The sequence below is a fragment of the Agrobacterium sp. InxBP2 genome (assembly GCF_026191755.1).
In the GTDB taxonomy this organism is placed as follows: domain Bacteria; phylum Pseudomonadota; class Alphaproteobacteria; order Rhizobiales; family Rhizobiaceae; genus Agrobacterium; species Agrobacterium pusense.
In genome coordinates this window covers 20,673-46,332 of the sequence record NZ_JAINDY010000036.1, presented here as the reverse complement: position 1 = coordinate 46,332, position 25,660 = coordinate 20,673, and the positions used below count along the sequence as shown (strand labels likewise).

22 protein-coding genes and 1 tRNA gene are annotated in these 25,660 nt (G+C 58.3%); 8 read left to right on the top strand and 15 right to left on the bottom strand.

Annotation, left to right across the window (positions count from 1 at the left end):
• Positions 1–93: 93 nt before the first annotated feature.
• Positions 94–951, bottom strand: coding sequence for a hypothetical protein (locus K7A42_RS24430; RefSeq protein WP_282456050.1), 858 nt, complete (start codon positions 949–951; stop codon positions 94–96).
• 429 nt (positions 952–1,380) lie between these two features.
• Between K7A42_RS24430 and K7A42_RS24425 the strand changes: the two genes are divergently transcribed.
• The gene (locus K7A42_RS24425) at positions 1,381–2,433 is read left to right on the top strand and encodes an acyltransferase family protein (RefSeq protein WP_137069501.1); all 1,053 of its coding nucleotides are present in this window, start codon (positions 1,381–1,383) and stop codon (positions 2,431–2,433) included.
• Positions 2,434–2,543: 110 nt separating this feature from the next.
• Here K7A42_RS24425 and K7A42_RS24420 read toward each other — a convergent pair whose 3' ends face one another.
• The gene (locus K7A42_RS24420; RefSeq protein ID WP_282456049.1) at positions 2,544–3,872 is read right to left on the bottom strand and encodes a hypothetical protein; all 1,329 of its coding nucleotides are present in this window, start codon (positions 3,870–3,872) and stop codon (positions 2,544–2,546) included.
• Positions 3,873–3,917: 45 nt separating this feature from the next.
• Positions 3,918–5,039, bottom strand: a complete 1,122-nt coding sequence (locus K7A42_RS24415; RefSeq protein ID WP_282456048.1) for an acyltransferase family protein — start codon at positions 5,037–5,039, stop codon at positions 3,918–3,920.
• A gap of 316 nt (positions 5,040–5,355) precedes the next feature.
• Between K7A42_RS24415 and K7A42_RS24410 the strand changes: the two genes are divergently transcribed.
• Both K7A42_RS24410 and K7A42_RS24405 read left to right on the top strand, forming a co-directional pair.
• Entirely contained in the window at positions 5,356–6,579 is a 1,224-nt protein-coding gene (locus tag K7A42_RS24410) for a glycosyltransferase family 4 protein (protein ID WP_282456047.1), read from the top strand.
• Positions 6,580–6,652: 73 nt separating this feature from the next.
• The gene (locus tag K7A42_RS24405; RefSeq protein ID WP_282456046.1) at positions 6,653–8,125 is read left to right on the top strand and encodes a lipopolysaccharide biosynthesis protein; all 1,473 of its coding nucleotides are present in this window, start codon (positions 6,653–6,655) and stop codon (positions 8,123–8,125) included.
• Between the two features lie 37 nt (positions 8,126–8,162).
• Here the strand turns inward: K7A42_RS24405 and K7A42_RS24400 are convergent, their stop codons facing one another.
• The 4 genes from K7A42_RS24400 to K7A42_RS24385 form a co-directional block, all read right to left on the bottom strand.
• On the bottom strand, positions 8,163–9,125 hold the full coding sequence (locus tag K7A42_RS24400; protein WP_282456045.1) for a glycosyltransferase family 2 protein: 963 nt from the start codon (positions 9,123–9,125) through the stop codon (positions 8,163–8,165).
• Between the two features lie 324 nt (positions 9,126–9,449).
• On the bottom strand, positions 9,450–10,241 hold the full coding sequence (locus K7A42_RS24395) for a metallophosphoesterase family protein (protein WP_113731950.1): 792 nt from the start codon (positions 10,239–10,241) through the stop codon (positions 9,450–9,452).
• A 209-nt stretch (positions 10,242–10,450) separates the two neighbouring features.
• Entirely contained in the window at positions 10,451–11,056 is a 606-nt protein-coding gene (locus K7A42_RS24390; protein WP_282456044.1) for a transglutaminase-like cysteine peptidase, read from the bottom strand.
• 120 nt (positions 11,057–11,176) lie between these two features.
• The gene (locus tag K7A42_RS24385) at positions 11,177–11,476 is read right to left on the bottom strand and encodes a hypothetical protein (RefSeq protein ID WP_125271200.1); all 300 of its coding nucleotides are present in this window, start codon (positions 11,474–11,476) and stop codon (positions 11,177–11,179) included.
• Between the two features lie 311 nt (positions 11,477–11,787).
• On the opposite strand from K7A42_RS24385, the gene K7A42_RS24380 reads away from it, so the two are divergent.
• Positions 11,788–12,345, top strand: coding sequence for an HNH endonuclease (locus K7A42_RS24380; RefSeq protein WP_003585610.1), 558 nt, complete (start codon positions 11,788–11,790; stop codon positions 12,343–12,345).
• 29 nt (positions 12,346–12,374) lie between these two features.
• On the opposite strand, the gene K7A42_RS24375 is transcribed toward K7A42_RS24380, so the two are convergent.
• From K7A42_RS24375 to K7A42_RS24365, 3 genes are all read right to left on the bottom strand, one after another.
• The gene (locus K7A42_RS24375; protein ID WP_003585612.1) at positions 12,375–12,890 is read right to left on the bottom strand and encodes a disulfide bond formation protein B; all 516 of its coding nucleotides are present in this window, start codon (positions 12,888–12,890) and stop codon (positions 12,375–12,377) included.
• A 263-nt stretch (positions 12,891–13,153) separates the two neighbouring features.
• Positions 13,154–13,238, bottom strand: a tRNA-Leu gene (locus K7A42_RS24370).
• 133 nt (positions 13,239–13,371) lie between these two features.
• Entirely contained in the window at positions 13,372–13,746 is a 375-nt protein-coding gene (locus K7A42_RS24365; protein ID WP_125271209.1) for a winged helix-turn-helix transcriptional regulator, read from the bottom strand.
• Positions 13,747–13,846: 100 nt separating this feature from the next.
• Between K7A42_RS24365 and K7A42_RS24360 the strand changes: the two genes are divergently transcribed.
• Positions 13,847–14,551, top strand: a complete 705-nt coding sequence (locus tag K7A42_RS24360; RefSeq protein ID WP_006698505.1) for a glutathione S-transferase family protein — start codon at positions 13,847–13,849, stop codon at positions 14,549–14,551.
• 184 nt (positions 14,552–14,735) lie between these two features.
• Positions 14,736–15,395, top strand: coding sequence for a polysaccharide biosynthesis GNAT family N-acetyltransferase UppQ (uppQ, locus tag K7A42_RS24355; protein WP_113731947.1), 660 nt, complete (start codon positions 14,736–14,738; stop codon positions 15,393–15,395).
• 46 nt (positions 15,396–15,441) lie between these two features.
• Here the strand turns inward: uppQ and K7A42_RS24350 are convergent, their stop codons facing one another.
• The 5 genes from K7A42_RS24350 to secA form a co-directional block, all read right to left on the bottom strand.
• The gene (locus tag K7A42_RS24350; RefSeq protein WP_003585618.1) at positions 15,442–16,713 is read right to left on the bottom strand and encodes a GNAT family N-acetyltransferase; all 1,272 of its coding nucleotides are present in this window, start codon (positions 16,711–16,713) and stop codon (positions 15,442–15,444) included.
• 8 nt (positions 16,714–16,721) lie between these two features.
• Positions 16,722–18,137 (bottom strand): Wzx-type polysaccharide biosynthesis protein UppV, encoded by a 1,416-nt coding sequence (gene uppV, locus K7A42_RS24345; protein WP_107339425.1) that lies wholly within the window; start codon positions 18,135–18,137, stop codon positions 16,722–16,724.
• A 57-nt stretch (positions 18,138–18,194) separates the two neighbouring features.
• Positions 18,195–19,397, bottom strand: a complete 1,203-nt coding sequence (locus K7A42_RS24340) for an acyltransferase family protein (protein ID WP_282456043.1) — start codon at positions 19,395–19,397, stop codon at positions 18,195–18,197.
• A gap of 81 nt (positions 19,398–19,478) precedes the next feature.
• Positions 19,479–20,372: a DMT family transporter gene (locus tag K7A42_RS24335; RefSeq protein ID WP_003585624.1), complete on the bottom strand. Its 894-nt coding sequence runs from the start codon at positions 20,370–20,372 to the stop codon at positions 19,479–19,481.
• 134 nt (positions 20,373–20,506) lie between these two features.
• The gene (gene secA / locus K7A42_RS24330; protein WP_282456042.1) at positions 20,507–23,224 is read right to left on the bottom strand and encodes a preprotein translocase subunit SecA; all 2,718 of its coding nucleotides are present in this window, start codon (positions 23,222–23,224) and stop codon (positions 20,507–20,509) included.
• A gap of 242 nt (positions 23,225–23,466) precedes the next feature.
• Here secA and K7A42_RS24325 point away from each other — a divergent pair, with 242 nt between their 5' ends.
• Positions 23,467–24,330 carry a peptidylprolyl isomerase gene (locus tag K7A42_RS24325; protein ID WP_035211677.1) on the top strand — a complete coding sequence of 288 codons (864 nt, stop codon included), beginning with the start codon at positions 23,467–23,469 and terminating at the stop codon, positions 24,328–24,330.
• A gap of 88 nt (positions 24,331–24,418) precedes the next feature.
• On the top strand, positions 24,419–25,660 hold the full coding sequence (argJ, locus tag K7A42_RS24320) for a bifunctional glutamate N-acetyltransferase/amino-acid acetyltransferase ArgJ (RefSeq protein ID WP_022562956.1): 1,242 nt from the start codon (positions 24,419–24,421) through the stop codon (positions 25,658–25,660).

The window sequence follows — 25,660 nt, the reverse complement described above, 5'->3', positions numbered from 1 at the left end:
TTTTTTAGGCAGGCACAGGGCCTGCCAAAGTCCCGGTTGCATCACGTTTCGGGCGATCGCCGCTCCCGTAGGGATCGGGAAGGCCGGGCTTTGTTAAACGGGGCTGGTGCTGACCGGCGTACTGGTGCTGCCGGTGGAAAGCGATCTGCCACGGCCGGCAGGCGCGCCTGTTCCACCGGACTGAGCGGTACCCGCCCCGGTCTGGCCGCCCGCCGAACCACCGACGCTGTTGCCGCTCGCAGGCGTGGAGCCTGCGCCGCCGATCGGCGAGGCGGCTGCTGCGGCCGCGGGTGCTGCTGCCGCAGCCGGGCCGGCCGCGGTTCCTTCAATGTTTTCGCTGAAGGCGATCAGCAGATCGGAAGGCACGCCGGCGCCCTTCGTCTGCAGCTGAATGGCGGCCGCAAGGATCGTGTTGTTGTTTTGCATCGCCGCGGAATAGGCAAGCGCCAGACCTTCGCCCACCACTTCCGAGAAATCCTTGTTGCCGACCTTCTGTGCCAATGCGACGACGGCGGGCAACTGGCTGGAGTCGCTCAGTACAAGTGCGGAAATCTGCTCGGAAAACTGCGCGGCACTGGTGGAGACGGCGATGATCGGAAATCCGCCCGTCACCTTCGCCGCCAGCTCGGCCGTGGCGGCATCGGTGCTGGAAGCGACGGCGATCAGGTCCCTGACCGTTGGCGACGTCGGAGACTGCTTGAACGCTTCAGCGGCGGCAAGGGGAACCATGTCCGGACTGGTCGTGTTCACCCGCCCCAGAAATGCGGCGGTGCTTTCATCGGGGGATTTGACCGGTGCGCCTGTCGCCACGCTCTGGGCGGGCGCGGCCTGCTGCTGCGGCGCGTCTGGCGCAGGTTCGACATTCTGTGCGTGGGCTGAGGCGGAAACAATAACCGTGCCGATAATCAATATCGCACCGGTGAGCGCCGAGCCATTAATAAGGCGAGACATCACAACTCTCCAAATTTTTAAAATACGACTTTAATTACGCGCAATGCCGATATGGTTATTCAGCACTTAAAATGTTCTTCTTAGATCGCATAGGCTAGGCGGCGGATCAAGTGCTAAAACAACGACGCAACCGCAACTTCTTAAGTATCCTTAACCGGCGATAGGTGCCCAAGGCTTGATACGGCGTTGGTCGGCGAGCGATGAAAGTCACGAAGTTCTTCTCCTCGGTCCTGAGGAATTGACAGGCATATGGAATTGTTTGATTTTAGCTGATGTTTGAATAAAGGGAGATATTTTGTCTTCCCGTCTTGCTCATTTACTTTTCGCACTGCGTGGCAAAATTATAATTTCTCCGGTTTTCCGAGTTAAGCACCTGTTATATCAATATAATTTTTTGATTAATCCCGAATTCATACGGATATTGATTTGATGATCATCAATCTTCAGGTTTTACGCGCGGTTGCTGCGTTCATGGTCTTTTTCCATCATTTCATGCCCGTTATCGACCGGGTTTTCCCCGGTGTCAGACGATACGAGGCCGGAGCTTCCGGCGTCGACATATTCTTCGTTCTGAGCGGATTCATAATGGTCGTCACAACTCACAACAAAGATGGCGATCCCTTGAAATTCCTGGTGAACAGAATTGTCAGGGTCGTTCCGATTTACTGGATAATGACATTCATAATCGTCTTTATTTTTCTCCTCGGCGCGCGCCCTCTCGGCGTTATGGAGTTGCAGCCGAGCTACGTCTGGAAGTCCCTGTTTTTCATACCATTTGAACGCGGAGGATTTTGGGAGCCGGTCTTGTCTGTCGGGTGGACCCTGAACTACGAAATGTTCTTTTATGTTGTTTTTTCGATTTTGATGGTTGTGGGGAATTTTTATACGAGAATATTGCTTATTATATTCTTGCTCTGTTCATTTGTTCTGTCTGGATTACTGTTTTCGTTTGATGGTTACCTGCGGTATTACAGCAGCCCGGTGATGCTGGATTTCGCCCTGGGTGCCGCCTTCGGAGCATTTTTCTGCGCAAGGAAAGACAAGCCGCCCTTCCTGGGGCCGAGAGGGGCCTGGTTTCTCATCGTTGCCGGAGCGTCAGTCATCCTCGCGACAAGCTCGGGATTCGAGCTCTATAACAACAACATTGTGCGGCCTCTGACCTGGGGCGTTGCGGGACTGCTGTTGGTTTCCGGCTGCGTCTTCCTTGAACAGAACGGTTATGTTGCAAGGCATTGGCTTCCGGTCCATCTGGGAAATGCCAGCTATTCCATCTATCTCGTCCACAATCTGGTGATTCAAATTGCGATGAAGGCTGTCGGGGTAACGGGGTTGTCGGGTATCGTGTCGGTGCTCATCACAGGTGTTCTGGCTTTGCTGCTGACGATCGTGTGCGGCTTGGCGTCTTATCGATTCATAGAGGCGCCGATTAATCGAGCCTATCGCAAAAGAGACGGCGTCAGGCGGCTCTCCCTTCAACATTGAGCGGTGAGAGCAACTGCCCGGTCGATCACGCGAAAGATGTCGGCCGCGCCAGTCTCCCGCCCGGTGTGGGCGGAGGTTTCAAGCTGCGGCTGGAAATCGTTGGTGAGTGTTCAAAAAACTTCCAGCACCGTCAACTGGTCGCTGACGGCAAGCCGATATTGCCCGCCTTCCTGCGGAATAACGCGCTGGATAACGGAGCCGTCGTCCTGAAACCGGTGGGCAATCACCTGGCTGTGTGCACCGGTAACGATAAAGCTTGCTGCACGTTCGGCTGGCGGGTTTTCGATCTGCGCCGGCCATTGCCAGCCCGATATTGCAAGCCACACCGGCACAAGCAGCGCGCCATCCGGTCGCGACAGTCTCAGGGAAACACTTTCGGAGGCGCTTTCGACGAATTCGAGCTGGCATTGCGTGGGCGCGGTCTGGCGTCTTGCCGTCAGGAGCGAGAGCAGGGCGCGAACCGCCTCATAGGCGGCGGTGCGGCTCAGATCGTGGCGCAGCAGGCCGAAGGAGGACTCGGGATTGGTGTCATCCCGGGCGAAGCTTGACACCATTTCATAGATATATGTCCGGCGGATACCATTGATGAAGCACCACAGGAGCGTGCGCGGCATGTAGCGCGCCCTTATTCCTTCGGTGACAGGAAAATGAAAGCTCTGGGTCTTCAGGGCGCTATGGTAGCCGATTTCGGTGGCGAGCGTCGGCCTGCCTGCTGCTATGTGCGCGGAAGCGGCAAGAGACTTCGAGAGGGCGCCCGGCCCGGTCGTTTCGGGGTGTTCCATGCCCGCATAGGGATGAATATTGCCATATTGGCAAACCTTGGCGAGATCAAACGCCAGCGCCCGGTTGCTGAGGACATAGCTTGGCGCGGCAAGGGGAATATCCCTGAGCGCGGGGTTTGCGCGGATGGTGTCGTGCAATGCCGTCTGATGTTGCGCCGAAAGGCGCGGCGTATTTTGCGGATCGGACGTAAGCACGGGTTCGTTGCTGCCTTCGAAAACCTCAATGCCGCCATCGCACCAGTCGTAGAAATCCACGAGCCTGTCCAATGGCGTGCTCAGATAGGGGTTGAGATCGTCAAAACAGATGACGGTGAGGCGCAGGCCTGACGCAACGATCTGGCGCAGCCGCTTAAAGGAGGCGCTTTCCCGGCGGTCTTCGGGAAAGATGATGCCTTCGTCGCGTAAATGGCGCACTCCGAGAGCCTTGAGTTCCGGAAGGATGCGGTCGAATTGTTCCGGATAGACACCACGTGTGCGGGTGAAATGGCCGCACACTCCAACACTGTCCAGAAATGCCTCGGTATCGGCAGAAAAATCGGTTTTGACCTGCGCCGGTGCGGCACGCAGACCACCGGCTGCGGCGAAGGCGAAAGAGGCTGCAGACAGCAATGTGCGTCGCGTCATGGAGCGAGCACCGACAGGCCTGTTTTCTTTCATCAAGATCTCCTGCCGTATTCTCGCTGCCTATGTTCCTATCTCAATTTAACGGGCCAAGGTTGCACTTAAATGTCTGCGGGATGCCGAATTGACGACATTCTCTCCCCAGGCGAGCACGGGTGCTAAAACAAAACGATTGGCGGCCAGGCCGCATGTGATGGCCAAGAAGACAGAAATAGCCATAACGATGGATGGGGACAGCGATGTATTGGCTGACGTAAACCCGATCCTGTCGAGAGCCGCATAGACGGACGGATGACACAGAAAAATGGCGTAGCTTGCACCGCCGAGGGGCGCCAGCCGATTGAGGACAGGCCTCTTCATCGCCGAAACCACAAGGAAAACCGTCATGCCTGTGCCGTAGCTGATGGCGTAGCGATACCAGGTCTCCTCGAAGCCGTAGTCATGCGAATAGGCCAGGAGGCAGATGGGGAGAAGCATTGCGTAGAAAGTGCCGACCGCAATCCAGGCGCAATATCGACTGTCACGGTTGCGCCCGGTATCTGACGCCTTCCACAGCGATGCCAGAAAGCACACACCCACCATCAGCGGCAGGGCAACCGGCATCTTGATGCCGAGCTTGTATCTTACGAGGGAGAGAATTGCCGCAAAACCAAAAAGCGCAACTGTTGCAGCCGTCACCACCCGCAAATCGGCTGCTCGTCCCATCAGGAACAGCAGCACGCACAGCGCGTAAAAAGTCAGGTTGATCTGCAGGGTCCAGTAGAGTCCCATGACATTTTCCGTCATGAAAAAGCCCTGCAGCATCGTGGCGTTGATGGCGACGACATGGGCCGGGAATATCTTGCCCGGGTCATCCCAGGGCAGCAGCACGCCGAAAAAAAGTGACAGCCAGTAGGCGGGATAAAGATGGAAAAACCGATGCAGTACAAAGGCGGTAAGCGGTTTCCGATACCGCATGGCGGCATTTTGCAGCGATGAGAGAATGAAGTAACCGCCGAGCGCGAACAGCACGATCACGCCGAATTTGCCGACATCGAGAAAAACCTTGGTGACATCGAAAAGGGCCCGGGTCACTCCATCAGTATCGCCACGATTGTGCATCTTCAGCGCCAGATGAGAATAAGCAACGCAAACTGCGGCAAGACCGCGCAACATGTCGAGATTGTAGTTTCTCGGAAGCTCTCCGCTACTTTGAGAAGACATGGGAATCCAAATTTTTTAAAATAAAATAATAAGATCAATGGTGCAGCAGCGGGGCTGCATATTGTTAGGTTTTATATTCGAATATAATTAGCAACGGAGATTCTTTTTTGCAATACGGCATGAATTCCGCGGCGCCGCAAAAAATCACTTGAAACGGCGGTGTTTTCGGTGCTCTTTAAGCCCGATATTCTGATGTTGATTTTTAAATTGTTACTTCCTTCGGCCTGGTCGCCGCCCTTTCACGACCGTTTCTTTTGGTCGGTTCAGCGGTACCGGTGCGGAAATATAAATTTTAAAGGATATTGAGCGTAGCCCCATGCGAATCCTCCATCTCAGCAGTCTTTACCCGCCGCATATCGTCGGTGGATGCGAACGCTCGGTCGAGCATCTGGCAGAGGAACTGGTTGCCATGGGGCATACGGTGGGTGCCGCCTGCATAGAGCGCCAGGCCGAGGCGAAGTCGGTGCGCAATGGCGTCAGCGTCTACCGCATGTTCCACAACAATGATTTCTGGCTGGAAGACTGGCCGCAATATACGCCGCAGCAAAGGCGGATGCAGAAGATCAGGCAACAATGGAATTTCAACGTCGAGAAGCAATTCGAGGCGGTTCTTGACGATTTCAGGCCCGATGTCCTCAACACGCATTCGTTGCTCGATGTTACCACGCTGGTGTGGCGGGCGGCGCATAAGCGCCGCATTCCGATCGTGCATACGATTTGCGAATATGACCTGCTATGCGGCAACGCCGCCATGTTCAAAGGTGGCAAACCGTGCGACCATATTCATCTGGGCTGTCAGGTTGTGAATTTCACAAAGAAATTCACACAGCGTTATATCGGCGCGGTCGCGAGCGTCGGTACGGAAATCCTCAGGACGCATGTCAATCACGGGCTTTTCCACCATATTCCGGAAAGCCTGCGGCGCGTCATATTTTATTCCTGCACGGTCCCGGAAGGCGACCCCGTGGCGCGACGACAGATCGACCGCAGCGGCCAGCCCATGACCTTCGGTTACCTAGGCCGCATCAATACGGAGAAAGGCGTCGGCAACATGGTCGATGCTTTCAGGGAAATCGGTCATGGCAACTGGCGCTGTCTGGTGGCGGGCCACGCGATGGACGATTCCATTGAGCGCTTCAAGGCGCAGGCCGGCGATCTGCCGATCGAATTCATCGGCTGGGCGAAACCGAAGGAGTTTTTCGAACAGATCGATGTCCTCATCGTTCCCTCGTTCTGGGCAGAACCCTCACCACGCACGATCTATGAGGCCTATGCGATGGGCGTGCCGGTCATCGGCGCCGCCTCCGGCGGCATTCCGGAACTGATCGGCGAGACCAATCATGACTGGCTGTTCGAACCCGGCAATGCTGCCGATCTGGCTGCCCGTATCCGTCGGGTGCTGACACTGTCACGCGAGCAATTGCCGACGGAAGCCGACTTCGGAAATATTGTCGAGGAATCCACTTCGCGTCGGGTAGGCGAGAATTATGTGAAACTCTATGAGGACGTCCTGGCAAAAAGCAGGGCCGCGGCGGCATGACGGGCCGCCGACGGCGCGAGCCTGCTCCCGATGCCGTGGGTGAAGGGTTGAACAGGCCGCACTGGAGCCGGCCATGTTGAAAACGAAGGACGAGACCCCCGGCCTTGAGAGGCGGTCGGTCACGAGCGCCCTGTGGAGCGCCGTCGGCGGTTACGGCAATGTCTTCCTCTCATTTGCAGTTTTTCTTATCCTCGCGCGTCTGCTGACGCCGGATGAGTTTGGCCTCGTCGCCATCGCCACGGTTTTTGTCGATATCATTCTCGTCATCGCGCGCGGCGGATTGCCGGAGGCGGTGGTGCAGCGGCCTCAACTTGAAGAAGACTATGCGGATACAGCCTTCTGGTTCTCCCTTGGCTGGGGCGCTGCCTTATGCGTTGCGCTGTCCGTGGCGGCACCGTTCCTCGCCGGCCTGTTCGGGCTCGCGGAACTCGGCCCCGTGTTGATGGCGCTTTCCGCGGTGCTCCTGATCATGGGTGCCGGCAGTATCCATGAGGCCCGGCTGCAGCGGGCGTTCGCGTTTCGAAAGCTGGCAATGCGGGCGATTTTTTCCAACATGCTCGCCGGGGCCATTGCCATAGTTCTTGCCCTCCAGGGATGGGGCATATGGGCCATGGTGGCCCAGCGCCTGCTGGCCAGTATCGCAACGACGATCATGAACTGGCTCGCATCAGGCTGGGTGCCGCGCCGCCGTTTCGTCAGGCATTACGCGGCTGACCAATGGAGTTTCGGGTCCAGAATTTTCTCGGCCAGCTTCCTGCTCGCCATGAACCTCAGACTTCAGGAACTGATCGCGGCCATGTTCCTGACGCCGGCTGCCGTGGGTTACATCAGGCTTTCCTGGCGCTGTATCGATCTTGTCAGCCAGTTCGCCGTTATTCCTTTCGGTTCGGTGGCCATGGCGACCTACTCGCAGGCCCATGCACAGAAAGGCTCGGTGGAAGAGGCCTGTCTCGGTTTCATCCGCTTTTCGGGCCTTCTCGCATTTCCCTGTTTTGCCGGCATGGCAGCGGTTGCGCCTATATTCATTCCAGTATTGTTTGGCGAGAACTGGAAACCCGCGGTGCCGGTGCTGCAAATTCTCTGCCTCATTGCCATACCCTTCGTGGTGGAATCCTTCACCTGGGGTGTTCTGGCGGCGATCAAAAGGCCAGGGCTCAATCTCAAAATATCGGTCCTGCAATTGCTCGCCGGTATCGGACTGAGTTTCCTTGCCGCTCCTTTCGGTCTTTATCCTGTCGCCTGGGCGCATGTCGCGAAGGTGTATGGCGTCTGGCCAGTGGGTGTTTTTTATACCCGGCGTTACGGCGGCGTGGAATTCCAGAAAATCATGAGGGTCATTGCCATCCCGCTCGGTGCATCGATCGTCATGGGAGCGTCCGTATTTGGATTGGAGCAGGTCATCGAGGGTAGATTGCCTCCGATCATCTCTCTCGCATGTCTGGTCGTGGTGGGCGCCTGCATCTACGCGGCGCTGATTTTCGCGGCCATGCCCGCGGTCGCGAAAACCTCGGTGGTAGAGTTGCGCAAAATTCTGTCGCGCCGCTGAAGCGGGGCATTGCAGACTATTTCGCCGTCGTCTCCCATCAGGAAAAGGGCAGCGCCCGCAATTTTTCAGGACCGGGGGAGACGGGTGGCGGGCGCAGAATATCCCGGAATGCGGCCGGGTGACGGATGGTTTTTAGGGCAAGAGCCAGCAATTGCCTGTTTTTATAGAGCTTTACCATCTCGGCTTTCACCGGTTCCCGGCGTTGCGACAGATTAAGACGCGCCTTTCGCTCGAGAAGGGCGTTGCGCCCGCCGTCCCCCTGCTGCAGCCGCTCGATGAGCATGTCACTTGAGGCGAGTAAGTGCGCATTATTGACGACTGTCTGCGATGTCGACCGCTGACCCGATACTGCGCCGGTGGGTGTGGTGTATAGATAGAGCGCCTCATCAAGAATGGCTGCCCTGCGGCCGGTGAGAATCAATTCGGCATAAAGAAGAAAATCCTCGCCGACGCGAAATGTGTCGTGGTAGCGAAGATTATTCTCCGCAAGCAATTGCTTGCGAAAAACAGGCTTCAGCCATCCCGCGTGGCTGTGTCGGCCGGGGCCATCGTTTTCGCAGAGGGTCCGGATCGTCCATTTCGAAAGCGCGTTCTCCATCGCAAAGGCCGGGCCGACGATGGTATCGGCCCCGAGGTCGTAAAGCAGGAGATTGTCAGCGATCATATCGAGGCCGACACGGTCGGATATTTCCGCCAGCCTTTTCAATCGATCGGGCAGGTAGGCGTCATCGGCATCGAGAAGCGCGATCCATTCTCCCCGTGCATGCTCGATGCCCGCGTTGCGGGATGCGGCCGGGCCGGCATTTTTCTGCTGGCGCAAAACCCGGAAGCGCGGGTCGCGCGCAGCATGGGCTTCTGCCATCTCCGCCGTACCGTCGGTGGAAGCGTCGTCGATGATCAGGGCTTCCCAGTCACCGAAGCTCTGTTGGCTGAGGCTGTCTAGTGCGCGCGCCAGGGTTTTTTCGGAGTTGAAGGCCGGAACGAGAATGGAATAACGCATGAAGCCTCTTGCAGTTGGCTGCCCCTGGACCTGAAGCGACGACCGAGCGGGTTACCTGCTGCTGCGGTTTCGCGTGCGAGGCTTGTGGGAAACGCCCGCGGAGCTTCATCGGGGATCAGGGAAAGTGTTCCTGTTTGTATCGGCGCTGGCGGGGCGTCCTGAATGTTTAAATTATGGCCGGTTTTTCCCGGAAATATGCTGCAGTCATTTTAAGTATCCATCTTTTTTAAAGGCAATTTTCTTCAGGAATAAAGTGAAATTTCTCTCGTCAAAACAATAAACGGATATTCAAACGACATGTTGTATGGCGGTGACAGCGACGGGTTACACGATAATCGAAAGACCCGATTCCACGATCTTCAGGACCGTCAGCCTGCCGGTGGTGAAAGCACCGGTATCGATGCCTACCCGTTGAGGCCCGGTTTCCGGTTCCGTCACCGGCGTGTGGCCGTGAATGACAAGGAGGTCCAGTCCCGCGCCCTGGGACAGAAAAGGTTCCCTGATCCACAGCATGTCCTCATCGGTCTGCGCTTCGAGTGGCAGACCCGGACGCAGGCCGGCATGCACAAAAATATAGGGCCCGATGCGGGCGTAGATCGGCAGATTGGCCAAAAGCTGGCGGTGAGTCTGGGGAATGGCGCCCAGCAGGGCATCCGTGAAGGGTTGAACCCTCAGGCGGCCCTTTTCAATGAAATAATCAATATCCACACCATAGGACAGAAGCGTCTGGCGACCGCCGAAATCCAGCCAATGCATGTTTTCGCGCGGGTTTTCGAGAAAGTCGCTGAACAGCTGCTCGTGATTGCCGCACAGCGCGATGCGGCGCAGTGGCGCAGGCGGCGGCCGCAGCAGATGCTCGAGAACCCCACAGGAATCGCGTCCGCGATCGACATAATCGCCGAGCAGCACGACAAGGGCGGGAGAGGGGTCGCCGGCCAGATCCGCAAGGATTTTTTGTTCTGCCTGCAAAAGCAGGTCGAGACTGCCGTGCACATCGCCGATGGCATAGATCGGAAAGGATGTCAGCCTGTCGCCAAGCTCAACTCTGCGCCGTCTCCGCGCCTCGCGGGGGGCTGGTTGTTTACGACCGCGAATCCAGTTGAGCACCTTGGGCATAGCTGCCGATACTGTCTCCCTTACACGAGGTCAAGAGCGTTGGAAGCTGATGCCGCGTCACCCGCCCGAGACAGGTCGTGCCTGGTCAGGATATCGCTCCCGGCCCCTGCCGGAAGGCTTCGCCAGAAGCGGTTTTTGCGCGGCGGGGCCTCGATCGGCGAGCGGCAGGATACTCTTTTTCGCCTGCAAAGACTATGTCTGCTTCAGACCTAGAGTTTCAGCCAGACACGCGGGTTTTCGTGCGACTGGATCTTGATCCATTTCAGATCCACGGACTTCCACGGTTTGACGACATTGGTGCGATTGTCCAGCACCAAATCCCCTTGGGTGGTGCTGACCACCAGAACCGCGTGGCCGACACCGCTGGGGGTGCGCGCGGTGGCGATGCGCAGGGCGCCGGAAGGCCAGCCGGCACGCAGCAGGCGCTGCCGCTTGCTCACCGCATAGTCATCGCAATCACCGCTTTTCGGGTTCAGCTTCCATTCGTCTTCGCCCTCCAGTTCGCCAACATAGGTTATTGCGGTGTTGATCTCGGAGTTGATGCGCTGAAGCTCCACGCGTTTCTGTTTGGTCAGTTCGATCGTGTCACGATCACCAATGCGAACGCATTGGTCGGCGGCATTGTCGCAGAATTTGGCAAAGGCGATCGGCGCGATCGTTGGGCGGCTTGTCGTCATGAATTGGCCGGGCCGCGACGCCGCCGGGTTTTTCGCGAGGCCGCCGAGCTGAACGGCCGGTGCCGTCGTCGCCACGCCTGCCGCCACGCCGATGGCAATGGCCAGACTTGCCGCCACACGGGTTGTTTTCTTCGCCATGTTCTTGCCCCTGCACAGTTGTTTTCCTTATGCCCGGGAACATAGCGATGCTTTCTTGCAGGCCATTTAAGTCGATAGATTGCTTTTTAGTGAAATCCCATTTTTCTCGCGGGAATGCCATCAGTTGCAGCGTGTTCGGCCTTCGGCGTCGACGATACATGTCTGCTGCGGTACGCTGGTTCTCCGGTCGCGCCGCGTGTCCGGGGAGACGCGGCCGGCGGGCGGCCTGTCGTAACTGCGGGGCACTTCGAAATTTCGCCCGCCTATCGTTCCCTGCGCACCACCGCGGCCATCCGGCGCGATCTCGAAATTCTGATATTGTTGGGCAGGTGCCGAACCCGCCAGGCAAGCGGCAAAGATCCATGCGCCGCTCGCAAGGGCCGCCCGAAATGCTGCTGTTAGATGCCGATGCGCGGTCATTCCGTTTCCTCCGGGGGCACGAATGGTCGTCGCCGGCAGCGCCGTTTTCATCTCGCCGTATCGCTGATCATATCATTGATGCAGCAGCTGTCGTGAGAAGGATTTGACGGTTCCCGCGCATGGAATCACCCGCCGCTGTCTCGTCGTGCGACCGGCTGATCAATCGGCGCCTGCCTGCCTCACCGGAACATAAAAGGGCCTTTTTCCCGCTGAAAAATTAAGCTCTTCTCCGCTGCATTTATAGGCTTCACAATCCTGTAACAACGGACCTAATATACAAGTGCAGATGCCGAATCGCTCAGGAGAAGCCCTTGACGATTGCAGTTTCACCACAGGCCCTGCCGGCGCTCGTTCTGAACGCAGACTATAGGCCGCTGAGTTATTATCCCTTGTCGTTATGGTCCTGGCAGGACGCGATCAAGGCCGTCTTTCTAGACCGTGTGAACATCATTGCAGAATATGATCATGCGGTGTCGTCACCCAGCTTTTCCATGCGGCTGCCGAGCGTCGTCAGCCTCAAGACCTATGTGCAGCCCACCCGCAACCCCGCTTTCACACGCTTCAACGTCTTCCTGCGTGACAAGTTTGAATGCCAGTATTGTGGGACACGCGACGAATTGACCTTCGACCATGTGATTCCCCGCGCGCATGGCGGTGAAACCACCTGGCACAATGTCGTGGCGGCGTGCTCTCCCTGCAACCTTAAAAAAGGCAGCAAGCTTCCCAAACAGGCAGGCATGTTCCCGGCGCAGAAGCCTTTCCAGCCGACGGTTCAGGACCTGCACAATAATGGGCGTCTGTTTCCGCCCAATTATCTGCATGAAAGCTGGATGGACTATCTTTACTGGGATACCGAGCTGCAGCCCTGAGCTTTCAGGACTGCAAGGCGGTTTTCCGCTTAGCGGCTTTTACGGCTTGCGCCGAAAAAGGCGACTGCCGCAAGTGCCAGACTTGCGATGACATTCCATCCGGCGAACGACAGGCCGAGGACACGAAGTGCCGCATCATTGCAGGAAGGCGCCTTGATGGCGTTGAGGTTGCCCAACAGGTCGCCGGCATTGGTCGTGATGGAAGGCGCCCCGGTGGCGCAGGTAATCGGCCCCGCCCAGAAACCCCATTCCACACCCGCATGATAGACGCCGAGGCCGGCCCCAATCAACATGGCCACGCCGATAAGGGCGAGAAGCAGCCGTGTTATTTGAACCGGCAATTTGAAAATGCTGGATGCAATGGCCAAGATGCCAAGCGGAATGGCGTAATAATAGGGATCGCGCTGCAGCAGGCACAGCGCGCAGGGCGTGTAACCGCCAATATGCTGGAAACCGAGGGCTGAGCCGACGGTGAAGATCATTCCCGCCGTGACGCCGAGAGCGGCGAGTGTGCGGCTGTTATCGGCGGATGTCGCATTGGCCATGTAAATTTCCCCAAACTTCGCGAAGAAGCAGATATCCCGAACGGGCTTTCAAAAAGGCGGGCGTGATGGCGAAATTAAGTCGCCGATCTCGATGAATGTTACGGGATTCGTCTAATCCAGTCCTCTGCAACTGGCAAATGAAAGCCTGGTAAGAAACGGAGGCGGATGAGCAAGCTTTCGTGAGGACACCAGCCTCTACGCTACCCATCGAAGCCGCTATGAAAAAAGCATCTGGAGCAGGGAAAATTGAGATGTGTAGGTAATGGTACCCCAAGCCGGGATCGAACCAGCACTCCTTTCGGAACCGCATTTTGAGTGCGGCGCGTCTACCAATTCCGCCATTGGGGCAACGGTGGTAATGTCACGGCGTCTATCACGGGCGAGACCCTGCGTGCAACCCCAAAAGCTGGAAATTTGCGCGTTTGAGCGTGTAACCTCGCGCCTTTCAAATGGCAGCTCATCGCTGCCATTCCTTGGAATTTTAAGCGTTTCGCTGTGCCTGAGCACCAGGTAGGGCGTGGACGGGCGGGCCGCTGGCTTCCGGTGTGGCGCTCGTCGTTTCCCACCATTGGCCGAGAGAGTCGATCAGCGGTACAAGCGTGTTGCCCGCGGGGGTCAGGTCGTATTCGACGCGCAACGGATAACCCTGAAACTCTGTCCGTTGAACGATGCCAGCGTCTTCCAGTTTGCGCAATTCCAGTGCGAGCATCTTATGCGAGATCGTCGGGTTGTCCCTGCGCAGATCGCTGAAGCGTTTTGTGCCATCCTTCAGGTAGTAGATCAGGAGCGTCGGCCAGCGCCCGCTCAGGACCTGCATGGCCTCCTCGATGGGGCAACGGGATACAAGGTCTTTCATCAGCGCCTCGTGGTTACAAAAAGGTTCGTAATTTACTTGGCGCCACCCGGCGCTAAGTTCAACCCGCTGCGCAGCGCCCTCGAAACTGAGAGTATGAAAAATGGAACCGATTTTACTTTATGGCTTCCCGGCGGGAAGTTCGATGGGGCTTGTCGCAGCGCTTGAGTGGCTTGGCAAGCCGTACAGGCTTTGCCGGGTGGATATGCTCGGTGAAATGCGGCAGGCACCCTATAAGCGTATCAATCGACGCGTCGAAACGCCCGTCCTTATCACGGACAGGGGCGAGATACTGACCGAGACGATGGCGATCGCTGCATGGCTGGAAACACGCGACACCGAGCGGCGTATCAGTTTCGATCTCCATTCACGGGAGGCCGAGCTGATGCATCAGTTTATGGCGTTCATCAACACCGGCTTCACCGGCGCTTTCACCCCGCTGTGGGTTGCGCTTGAGATGGAGCCGCCGAACCCGGCCCTGCAATCGGCTCTTCGGCAGTATGGAACGGACGCCGTGATCAGACGGCACGACCTGCTGGAGGAGATGATTGGCGTCACCCCCTTTGCAATCGGCGACAGGCCGAGCCTCGCGGATGGAATCCTGGTCGGTGTCGCCCGCTGGCTGGAGATTCACGATGTGGCTGACCCGGGCCGGTGGCCAAAGCTAGCCGCGTTGCGCAGGCGTCTCGAGGCTGATCCCGCTGTTGTCTATGCGAGTGGCCTGGAACGTGGAGAGCCGGCTAAAGGCAATGGAAGCTGCCGGGGCCATGTTGATCTCGCAACGCTTGTCGAACGGTTCGGAAACTGAAGAGGCAGCGTGGACGGATTTTACCGCCCACGCTGTCTCGAAATGATACATCCTCGGTTGCGTTTTCATGATAATTTTAGATAGTTCTAATAAATTAGTATGTACGCAATTGCTAATTGAATTTATAATGGCCGGGTGGAGTTTCCACGCGGGGCGGGAGTAGCCAACTCATAGGGAGGAAATTATGAGGGCTTTTTCTCGCAATTTATTATTGTCTGCCTGCCTGATCCTGCCGGTCAACGCCCACGCGCTGGATATAGGGATCGGTGGAGAGAATGGGGTTAATGCGAGCGTGGGTGGTAATGGCAGCGGTGGGCTCGGGGTCGATGCTTCCGTTGGTGGCAGCGGCGGCGTCAACGCCAGTGCCGATGTCGGCGGCAGAAGCGGCGGCGGATTGGGCGCGGATGTCAACGCTTCGGTTGGTGGCAGCAATGGGGTCAATGCGGACGTCAACGCATCCGTCGGCGGTTCCAGCGGGGTCAATGCGGGCGTGAACGCGTCCGTTGGCGGCTCCAGCGGCGTCAATGCCAATGTCGGCGCAAATGTCGGCGGATCCAACGGCCTGGGCGTTGATGTCGGTCTCGGCATTGGCGGTTCAGGTTCCACGGGCAATCCCGGTAATCCGGGCAATCCTGGAAACCCGGGCAGTCCGGGAAATCCGAACAATCCCGGCAAATCGGGGCCGGTAACGCCTGGCGCCATGCGTAACGCCATTCAGGCTTATAACGACATGTCGCGCACCGAGCAGATCAGGCTCGCCCGGCGTTGCATCGATATTCTGGGTGGCGGATACGATGCAGCTTTGACGCAATTGTGCAAGATGATCCGGACGGCCTCGCGCTGAAGCTGGACCCGAACAATCCGGAGGATGCCGTTGGCGTCCTCCGGCCTCAGTTGCCCTTGCGACCAAAGGACAGGATTTTCTGCCGCAGGCTGCGGGCGAGGTTACGGGTGTTGCGATACATGTCCACCTGCGTGGAAACCTGTCGAACGTCCCTGTCACTGTTCTGGGTGAGCCCCACGACAAGCGTGCCCATTTCCTGCCGTTCCTGCCAGAAGCGGCTCATGACAGGATGATCGGGCACGGCGCAGCTGTCACTGCGGAGAATATTGGCGTCGTCCAGATGCCAGTCGGTCAGTTTCTGTACCAGGAGCTTGCCGGGCGAGAATTGCGCGTAATTCTCGTCAAAGGCGGTCTTCCACGTATAGGCCTCGCCGGCGGTGATGAAGACGATCATGGAGGCAATGGCGCTTCCGTTGAGATCGATGGTGTGGATACGCACGGCATCGGCTTCGGCCAGGTTGGTGATCGCCTCGCGGGCGAAGGCCGCGCGATACCGGTCGTTGACCAGCGCGGTGCGTTTGCGGCCCTTCCAGCCGCTTGCCTCCAGCGCCAGAAACTCCTCCATGCGGTAGCGTATATCCTTCGGCTGGCGCGCGACAGTGTAGGATAACGCGCCCAACCGCTCGAGCTGTCGCCACTGCCGGCGCATTTCCCGCAAATGATGCGGGGCAAGGGCTTTTTGCAGATAAGCCTGGCCATCAAGCAGGCTTTCCAGCATCGGCCGGTGATAATGACCCGTCGTCGTCACCGGCAGGTTGCGGCTGAGCGCGATGGCTCGGAACATGCGGGCAAAAGGTCCCTCCAGCCGCACATCCGGCAGAACCAGAACATTCGGCAGCCGCATGTCCCGGTCGGAAAGGGCGTCGAAAAGGTTATCGAGGGTCTCGGCCGCCCCTTCGGTATCCACCAGCGGCGTCCCGAGCGGCCCGAAAGGATTGGCCCAGACGCGAATAATGGAAGGACCGATGGAAAAACCCGGCTTTTCAACGGTAAAAGGCATCAGAAACCGCATGCGGCTTCGGGCGCCATTCTCATCGCGAATGAGTGCGAAGCGCACGGTCTTGTCGTCGATACGCGGCATGGCCGGAGCAAGAAGCCGGCCGGTGAAAAAGACGTTTGCCTCCATGACGCGGTTGGAGAGAAAGTCGAGTTCCTCCTGCATGTCGTAACCGAGCTGCCCCGGATAGATGCAGAATTCACGGCCTTCCCGGCCCACACGCCGGCTGCTGTCCGCCACCGGGCGATCACGCTCCGCAGACGCCATGAGCGCCGCGATGCGCGGGTCCTGAAAATCCGGATTCTTTGGATCGCTGGACATGCTTATCGTTACACCGCCTTACCAGTGTTTTGACTCGCCCGGGGGTCGTTGAAGGCAAAAAGGACGATCCCGAGTGTACGGCGTATGGCAACATGCAATAGCACAGCCTCTATGGACATGGCTATCGCCACCGCTGCGGCGGCGCCTTTCAGACCATAGACCGGAATGAGCGCCATGTTGAGTGCAATGTTGCAACCGAAGATGATAATATAAAGCATCACGCACAATTTTTGTTTGCCGGCCATATTCAGCAGCGTCTCTCCGGGGCCGATGAGCGCTTTTGCCAGGAACCCCGCAAACAGGAAGAACATCAGCTCGTAACCCTCCACGAAGCCAGGACCGAACAGCGACAGCAGGAATGGCCCGGCCAGAAGCACCACGCTGCCAACGGCGAGAGACGGCCAGAAGGCCCAACGTGCGGCCTGGCTGGCGAAGCTCGCAAGCCCCGGCCTGTCATTAGCCGAAATCAGCGCCGCGAGACGTGGTGCGGCCGCCGCCTGGACGGAGAAAAACACGAACTGCATCAACACGATGGTTTTCGCCGCGGCGAAATAGATGCCGACCTGATCCGGCGGCAGATAAAGGCCGACGATCACCACATCGGAATTGGTCATCAGAAAACCGATGCCGTCGATCAGAAAGACCGGAAAGGCAAACCTGATCCAGTGACGAAAATGAACCCTTCGGGTGACGCTGCGGAAATGTCGGTTGAGCCGGCGGTTCAGGAAGACGAAGTGAAAAATGGTGGTGACATAAGTTGCGAAAAGTGCCGTCAGCATGGCCGTCGTCGCAGTCTTTTCGGCTCCCAGGGCAATGGCCACCAGCATGAACAGGAGGATCAGTACGGGACGTACGATATAGGTGGGGCTAAGGGCGGAGATGGCCCAGCCATTGGCCCGCGCCGTGCCGTTCAACACATCGCCCAGAGCCACCATCGGTAGGGTGAAAAGCGCCAGCGAGACAGGAATGAGATAATAGGCGGCGACGCGCTCGCCAAAGAAATACAGAAAGATGAAACCGCAAAGCGCCAGCGTGCTGGCAGACAGCATGGCGAATACGCGGGCCGTCGAGGTTAGCCCCATGATCTTGTCATGGGCATCTTCCAGACGGTAGCCGGGCAGGAAGCGGATGACAGTGGTGTGGAAGCCGAGACAGGAAAGATTGCCGAACAGGATTACCAGAACCCACACGAAGGCGAAGAGGCCATATTCGAACTCGCCCATAAGGCGGGCAAGGATGATCTGCGATATGAAGGCGATGCCGGCGCTGACGATGCGCACCGCGAAGGCGACGAGCGCCATGCGCTGTGCCCGGGCAACCTCGTCCCTCGCGGAGACAATGAGGGCGATTTTATCGCCCAGCGGCGAAATCTTCGCGCGCAGGCCTGCGGGTAAGGCTTTTTCCGCCGTGCTGAGGATAGCCATGATCCACACGCCATTATTTCCAGTTGAATGGGCAGGCCGATTGTAAGCCCTTCATCCTTAACGAAGCGTTTGGGAGGCGGCTGCGCCTGTCCTGATGTCACCCGCTTCCCGCGGCTTGCGGATGCCGTTGAAGAGAAACAGAGCCAACGGGCTGCGGCGTATCGCCTGATGCAGAGAGTAAGCCGTGATGGTCGTGGCTGCGACGATGATGGTGAATTCAACGAGGGGCGGCAGGGAGATGAGAATAAAAAGCGTACCCAGAACGTAAATCAGCGGGTGGTGAAACAGATAGATAGTGAAGGACGCATCCGTCATCCGTCTGGCAAACCGGCTTGGCCGGTCGAAATACCGGCAGGCGAGGTCGATCAGCAGGCGGCTCACCGTTACTGCGGCAATTGCCGACACCAGCACGAGCAGGGCTGAATTCGAAAACGGGCTTTGCAGCCTGAGTGTCACTGCCGCCGCAATGGCGGCCGTCGCTACGATTGCCGTGAGAATACCGGTCCGGCGAAAGCGGTGAAAGAGGGTCCGGTCGCGGTGGAGCAGGGCTCCGACAAGGAAGAAGGGCACATAGCGCCCATAGGGGTCGGAAGCGCGCTCATAGAGAGAAAGCAGGCTGCTTTCGGTTTCTGCCGCAATCAGGCTGGAACCATATATCGCCAACTCCCATAAAATGGGCAAGATGCAGAGTGCGGCGAAAAACACCCCGGCATGTCGCCGCCGCAGGCTGTCGAGCCTGTCTACTGCGCGCGCAAAAGGCGGACGTTCCAGAAGATACAAGAGAGCGGCAAGCACCACGGAATAGGCGATGAGAGCGGGCAGGAACCACAGATGCATGATCCATTGTTCACTCGGGCGCAGCAGACCCGGCAGGCTCTCAATCAGTCCTTCGGCTGAAATCTCGCCTTTGGCGATACCGGCCAGTCGCAACAGTAAAAGCTGCAGCGGCCCGAGCAGAACGAGCGTCACGACGAAGGGCACGCCGAGGCGGAGGAAACGTTGTCTGAGCCAAGGCATTTTGCCTTTTTTGCCGATAACCATGGTGGAAAAATACCCGGCGACCAGAAAAAACGCCGGCATTCGGAAGGTGACGAGCCCGGCACCGAGCGCGGTCAGGAGCGTGCTGGTCTCAAAATCCTTGATGTCCCAGGGCAGGGCGTAGCTATAGAGCAGTGAGGCATGATAGGGAATGCCGAGCAGCATCAGAAGCGCTCGCAACGGGTCCCAGTAATGTTCATAATCTGAGCTGCTCGGTTGCATTTTCTCCTCGCGTCGCACATGCGATCACGCGTGATCTGCGGTAGCCGACACGACTATTGGTGGAAAACGCTAACAAACCCTTCATGCGCCGGCCGGTGTGGGCGGAGCCTTCTTTTTGGGTAGAAGATCGAGCACCAGCGCGCAGCCGAGGATAATGATGCCCGCGCCGAAGAGCTGAGGCAGCGACAGCGGCTCATCCAGCACGAGGGCGCCGATAAGCACCGCCACAACGGTGACCGCAAACTCCACACTGATGGCCTTTGTCGCGCCGATCACGGAGACGAGGCGAAAATAGGTTATGTAGGTGAGGCCGCTCATGACGATGGCCTGGATGAGCAGGTATAGATAGTCGATCGGCGCGGGAATGCGGGGAATCGGAACTGCCAGCAGCAGTGGCAGCGTCATGATGCCACCGGTCATGAATGAGCCGATGGTAATTTCCCATGAACCCACGCCTTTGAGATACCGGCTGGCATAATTGCTGCCGAAGGCCGCGCAGATGCAGGCGGCGACACAGGCAATGCAGCCGATGACAAAGCCGGTCGTGACGGGTACGGCGGGAAAACCCACGAGCAGCACAATGCCGCCGAAGCCCAAAACCAGCCCCACGACACCTTGCCTCGTCAGTCGCTCCAACCCCCAGACCTGCGAGATGAGCATGGAAAAAAGCGGGATGGTCGCGACCAATATTGCGGCCATGGCGGTCCCGACAAGCGGCGTGCCATAAGAAAGGCCGATTAACTGGCCGGCAACGGTGGTTGCGCCCACAATGGCAAAGGCTTGCCAGCTTGCCGAAAACGCCAGTTTGCGTCGCGCAGTTCTCGCGATCAGGAAAAGAGTGGTGGCGGTCACCAGTGACCGCAACGTCACTGCGCCGATCCAGCCGAATGCATCCACAACCTGTAGAAGCAGGAGGAAGGACGCGCCCCATGCGAGTGCGAGAAAAACATAGGCGGCAAGATCGCGAGGGGCCATGGCAGCATTTTCCGGAGGATGATCCGGCTCCCATATTGAAACCCATTATGCCCGTCAACAACAATGAATTGCGCAAAGAAAATCGCCCGCAACCTGGGTTACGGGCGATGGTCTTCATCGGATATGCGCGGCGTTCAGGCCTGTTCGTAAACGCCGTGGCAGTGCTTGTATTTCTTGCCGGATCCGCAGGGGCACATTTCATTGCGGCCGATACGGCCCCAGGTGGCGGGGTTGTTCGGATCGCGCTCCTCGGCCGGCACGAAGGCGGCAGGCGTCGCCTGCAAGCCCTGAGCCATTTCATCCTCGCCCGTGTTCGGGTCAAGGTGATGGGCAGTCATTTCCGGCAGTTCCGGCTGCTGCGACTCCTGCTGAACCAGTTCCACACGCATCAGCTGGGCGGTCACGGCTTCGCGCAGATTGGCGAGCAGCGCCTGGAAGAGTTCGAAGGCTTCCGCCTTGTACTCCTGCAGCGGGTCGCGTTGCGCATAACCGCGGAAACCGACGACGGAGCGGAGATGGTCGAGGTTGACGATATGCTCGCGCCACAGATGGTCGATCGTCTGGAGAATGACCGAGCGTTCCACATAGGTCATGATCTCGGGGCCGAAACGTTCCGCACGCTCGGCGGCGTATTTGTCGGCCGCCTCGGTGACGCGCTGGAGAATATCGTCCTCGGCGATGCCTTCTTCCTTGGCCCACTCTTCCACCGGCAGGTCGAGGTTGAGGAACTGGGCGATGCCGGCCTTCAGGCCTGCAATATCCCACTGTTCGGCATAGGCATTTTCGGGAATATGCTTGGTGACGAGCATTTCGATGACTTCGTGACGCATATCGGCTGCGGTTTCGCCGATATTATCGGCTTCCATCAACTCAAGGCGCTGATCGAAGATCACCTTGCGCTGATCGTTCAGCACGTCGTCATATTTCAGAAGGTTCTTGCGGGTCTCGAAGTTGCGGGCTTCGACCTTCTTCTGGGCGCGTTCCAGCGCCTTGTTGATCCACGGATGGACGATGGCCTCGCCTTCCTTGAGACCCAGCTTCTGCAGCATCGAGTCCATACGCTCGGAACCGAAGATGCGCATCAGGTCGTCCTGAAGCGAGAGGTAGAATTTCGAGCGGCCCGGGTCGCCCTGACGGCCGGAACGGCCACGCAGCTGGTTGTCGATACGGCGGCTTTCATGGCGTTCGGTGGCGATGACGTAGAGGCCGCCGGCGGCCAGCGCCTTTTCCTTGAGCACCTTGATTTCGGCGCGAATCGCCTGTTCCTTCGCATCGCGCTCCGGACCCGGCTCCATGCCTTCCAGCTCGCGCTCCAGACGCATCTCGACATTGCCGCCAAGCTGGATGTCGGTACCGCGGCCCGCCATGTTGGTGGCGATGGTCACGGCGCCCGGCACACCGGCCTGCGAGACGATATAAGCTTCCTGCTCGTGGTAACGGGCGTTCAGAACCTGGAAGTCGGAGAAACCGGACTGGCGCAGGAGATGTGCCAGAAGCTCGGATTTTTCAATCGACGTCGTGCCCACCAGAACCGGCTGGCCGCGCTCATGCGCTGCCTTGATCTCGGTAATGATCGCCTGGAATTTCTCTTCGCCGGTGCGATAAACCTCGTCGTCTTCGTCGATACGCTGGATCGGCAGGTTTGTCGGCACCTCGATGACATCGAGGCCGTAGATGTTGCCGAATTCTTCCGCTTCCGTCGCTGCCGTACCCGTCATGCCGGCCAGCTTTTCATACATGCGGAAATAATTCTGGAAGGTGACGGAGGACAGCGTCTGGTTTTCCGGCTGGATCTGTACCTTTTCCTTGGCTTCGAGAGCCTGGTGCTGACCTTCGGAATAACGACGGCCCGGCATCATGCGACCGGTAAATTCGTCAATGATGACGATTTCGTCATTGCGGACGATGTAGTCCTTGTCGCGGGTGAAGAGCTTGTGGGCCTTCAGCGCATTGTTGATGTGGTGGACGATCGCGACGTTCTCGACGTCGTAAAGCGATTCGCCCTTGAGCAGCCCCGCCTGCCGCAGCAGGTTTTCGAGCTTTTCGGTGCCTTCTTCGGAGAAGTTGGCCGAGCGCTGCTTCTCATCGATTTCGTAATCTTCCGGCGTCAAGAGCGGAATGAAGGCGTCGATGGTATTGTAGAGATCGGAACGGTCGTCCAGCGGCCCGGAAATGATGAGCGGCGTGCGCGCCTCATCGACCAGGATCGAGTCGACTTCGTCGACGATTGCGTAGTTGTGGCCGCGCTGAACCATCTGGGCGCGGTCATATTTCATGTTGTCGCGCAGGTAATCGAAGCCGAGCTCGTTATTCGTCGCGTAGGTGATGTCGCAGGCATAGGCCTCTCGGCGCTGGTCGTCGTCAAGGCCATGAACGATGACGCCGGTGGTGAGGCCGAGGAAGCGATAGAGCCGGCTCATCGTGGCGGCGTCGCGCTGGGCGAGGTAGTCGTTGACGGTGACGACGTGCACGCCCTTGCCGGCGAGCGCGTTGAGGTACACCGCAAGAGTGGCCACCAGCGTCTTGCCTTCACCCGTTTTCATCTCGGCGATGGCGCCGCCGTGCAGGATCATGCCGCCTGTCAGCTGCACGTCGAAGGGACGCATGCCGAGAACGCGGCGCGATGCTTCGCGGGCCACGGCAAAGGCCGGGATCAGCAGGTCGTCGAGTGTCTTGCCGTCTGCCAGCTGCTGGCGGAACTCGGCGGTCTTGGCCGCCAGCGCTTCGTCGGAGAGCGCCTTGGTGGCTTCTTCCAGCGCATTGATGGCTGCGATCTTGCTTTTATAAGAGCGGACGCGGCGATCATTTGCCGAACCGAACAACTTGCGGGCTATTCCGCCGAGACTGACCATCTTACTGGCCCTTTCTGAAATTCCGTTTTGCCGGGCGCTTTGCTCCGTCACGCTGTTTTCAGCACAAATGACGGACTTCGCCCTTCAACGTATCTGGACGCGAGGTTGCGTGACAGATAAGAGGGGGGGCAAATGATGTCAACGGTTCTGCCCGTTACAGAATGGCCACATTCCGGTGTTTGGAAGTTTTTTCAGAGCCGGAAACCATGTCTGGAGCCGGCATTGTCCCCGAAAGGTTCAAAATGTTGCGCTATAATAAAATTGCGGCTGCGGTGATTGTGGCCACGCTCGGCCTCCAGCTTCCGGCTTTCGCACAGGAAGACAAGGTCGTCGCCAAGGTCGGCGATCTGGAAATCCACCAGTCCGAACTCGACCTCGCCATGAGCAACCTCGATCCGCAACTCGCGCAGCTTCCCGACGAGCAGAAGAAGGTCGCAGCCCTTTCCGGCGCGATCGATGTCAAGCTTCTCGTCAAGAACGCCAGCGCCGAAGGTCTGGAAAAGACTGAAGATTTCAAGAAGCGCATGGAATTCATTCAGGACCGTGAGCTGCACAACGCGTATTTCCGCAAGCACGTGGTCGACGCCGTCACCAATGACGAAGTAAAGGCCCGCTACGACAAGGAAGTCGCAGCCCTGCCGCAGGAAGAAGAGATCAAGGCAGCTCACATCCTCGTCGCCAGCGAGGACGAAGCCAAGGACATCATCAAGCAGCTTGATTCGGGCAAGGATTTCGCAGCCCTCGCCAAGGAAAAATCCACCGATTCCAACAAGGATGACGGTGGTGATCTCGGTTGGTTCGGCAAGGGCCGCATGGTTCCGGAATTCGAAGAAGCCGCCTTCGGCCTCGAAAAGGGCGCCTACACCAAAACGCCTGTGAAGACCCAGTTCGGCTTCCACGTCATCAAGCTGGAAGACAAGCGCATTGCGCCGCCGCCGGCTTTCGAGCAGGTCGAGCCGCAGGTTCGTCAGCTTGTCATGCGCGACAAGTACGTTGCCCTCATCGAGAAGGCCAAGGCTGACCAGAAGATCGAAATCATGGATGAGACGCTGAAGAAGGGCTATGACGAAGCCACGAAGGAACAGCAGGCACAGCCGCAGCAGTAAAATTTCGGATTACGGGGCGGCTTAACGGCCGCCCCGTTTCATCTCAGGCCATCTCCAGACATCCATTCCAGAATTTCAGGCGCTTCCCATGTCCGTTGCCGTTTCTCCGCTCGCTCCGAAATCCTATCCTGACATGCCTGCGCTCCGCGGCGTTCGCATGGCGACGGCCGCCGCCGGCATCAAGTACAAGAACCGCACGGACGTTCTCTTGATGGTTTTCGACAAGCCTGCAAGCGTTGCGGGCGTCTTCACCAAGTCGAAATGCCCTTCCGCCCCGGTTGATTTCTGCCGCGCCAATCTCGGCGGCGGCGCGGCGCGCGCCGTGGTGGTTAATTCCGGCAATGCCAATGCCTTTACCGGCCTCAAGGGCAAGGCCGCGACCGAGCTGACGGCGAAATCCGCCGCAGCTGCCATCGGCTGCTCCGAAAGAGAGGTCTTTCTGGCATCGACGGGCGTGATTGGGGAACCGCTGGATGCCTCGAAATTCGCCGGTGTCCTGGGTGACATGAATGTTCGGGCAGAAGCCGATTTCTGGCAGGAAGCCGCCAAGGCGATCATGACGACCGACACCTATCCGAAGGTCGCCAGCCGCACCGCCGAGATCGGTGGCGTGATCGTGACGATCAACGGTATCGCGAAGGGCGCCGGCATGATCGCGCCCGATATGGCGACGATGCTTTCCTTCGTTGTGACGGATGCGGATATTGAGCCTGCCGCGTTGCAGGCCCTGTTGTCGGCCGGCGTTGGCCCGACCTTCAATTCCGTAACGGTCGACAGCGATACCTCCACCTCCGATACGTTGATGCTGTTCGCCACGGGCGCTGCGGCCGAAGACGGCCAGGTGAAAGTGACGAATGCCGATGATGAGCGCCTTTCCGGCTTCCGCGCTGCGCTGAACGATCTTCTGAAGGACCTTGCCTTGCAGGTCGTTCGTGATGGCGAAGGCGCGCGCAAGATGGTGGAAGTTACCGTGACAGGAGCGGAAAACGACGCCGCCGCCAAGAAGATCGCCCTTTCCATCGCCAATTCACCGCTGGTGAAGACCGCGGTTGCCGGTGAGGACGCCAATTGGGGCCGTGTCGTCATGGCCGTCGGCAAATCAGGCGAAATGGCGGACCGCGACCGTCTTGCCATCTGGTTCGGCGGCGTGCGCGTGGCCGTCAACGGCGAACGCGACCCGAACTATTCCGAAGCGGAAACCAGTGCCGTCATGAAACTGGAAGACATCACGGTAAAGGTCGATATCGGCCTCGGTCAGGGAACGGCCACGGTCTGGACCTGTGACCTGACGAAAGAATATGTTGCGATCAACGGCGACTACCGGAGCTGA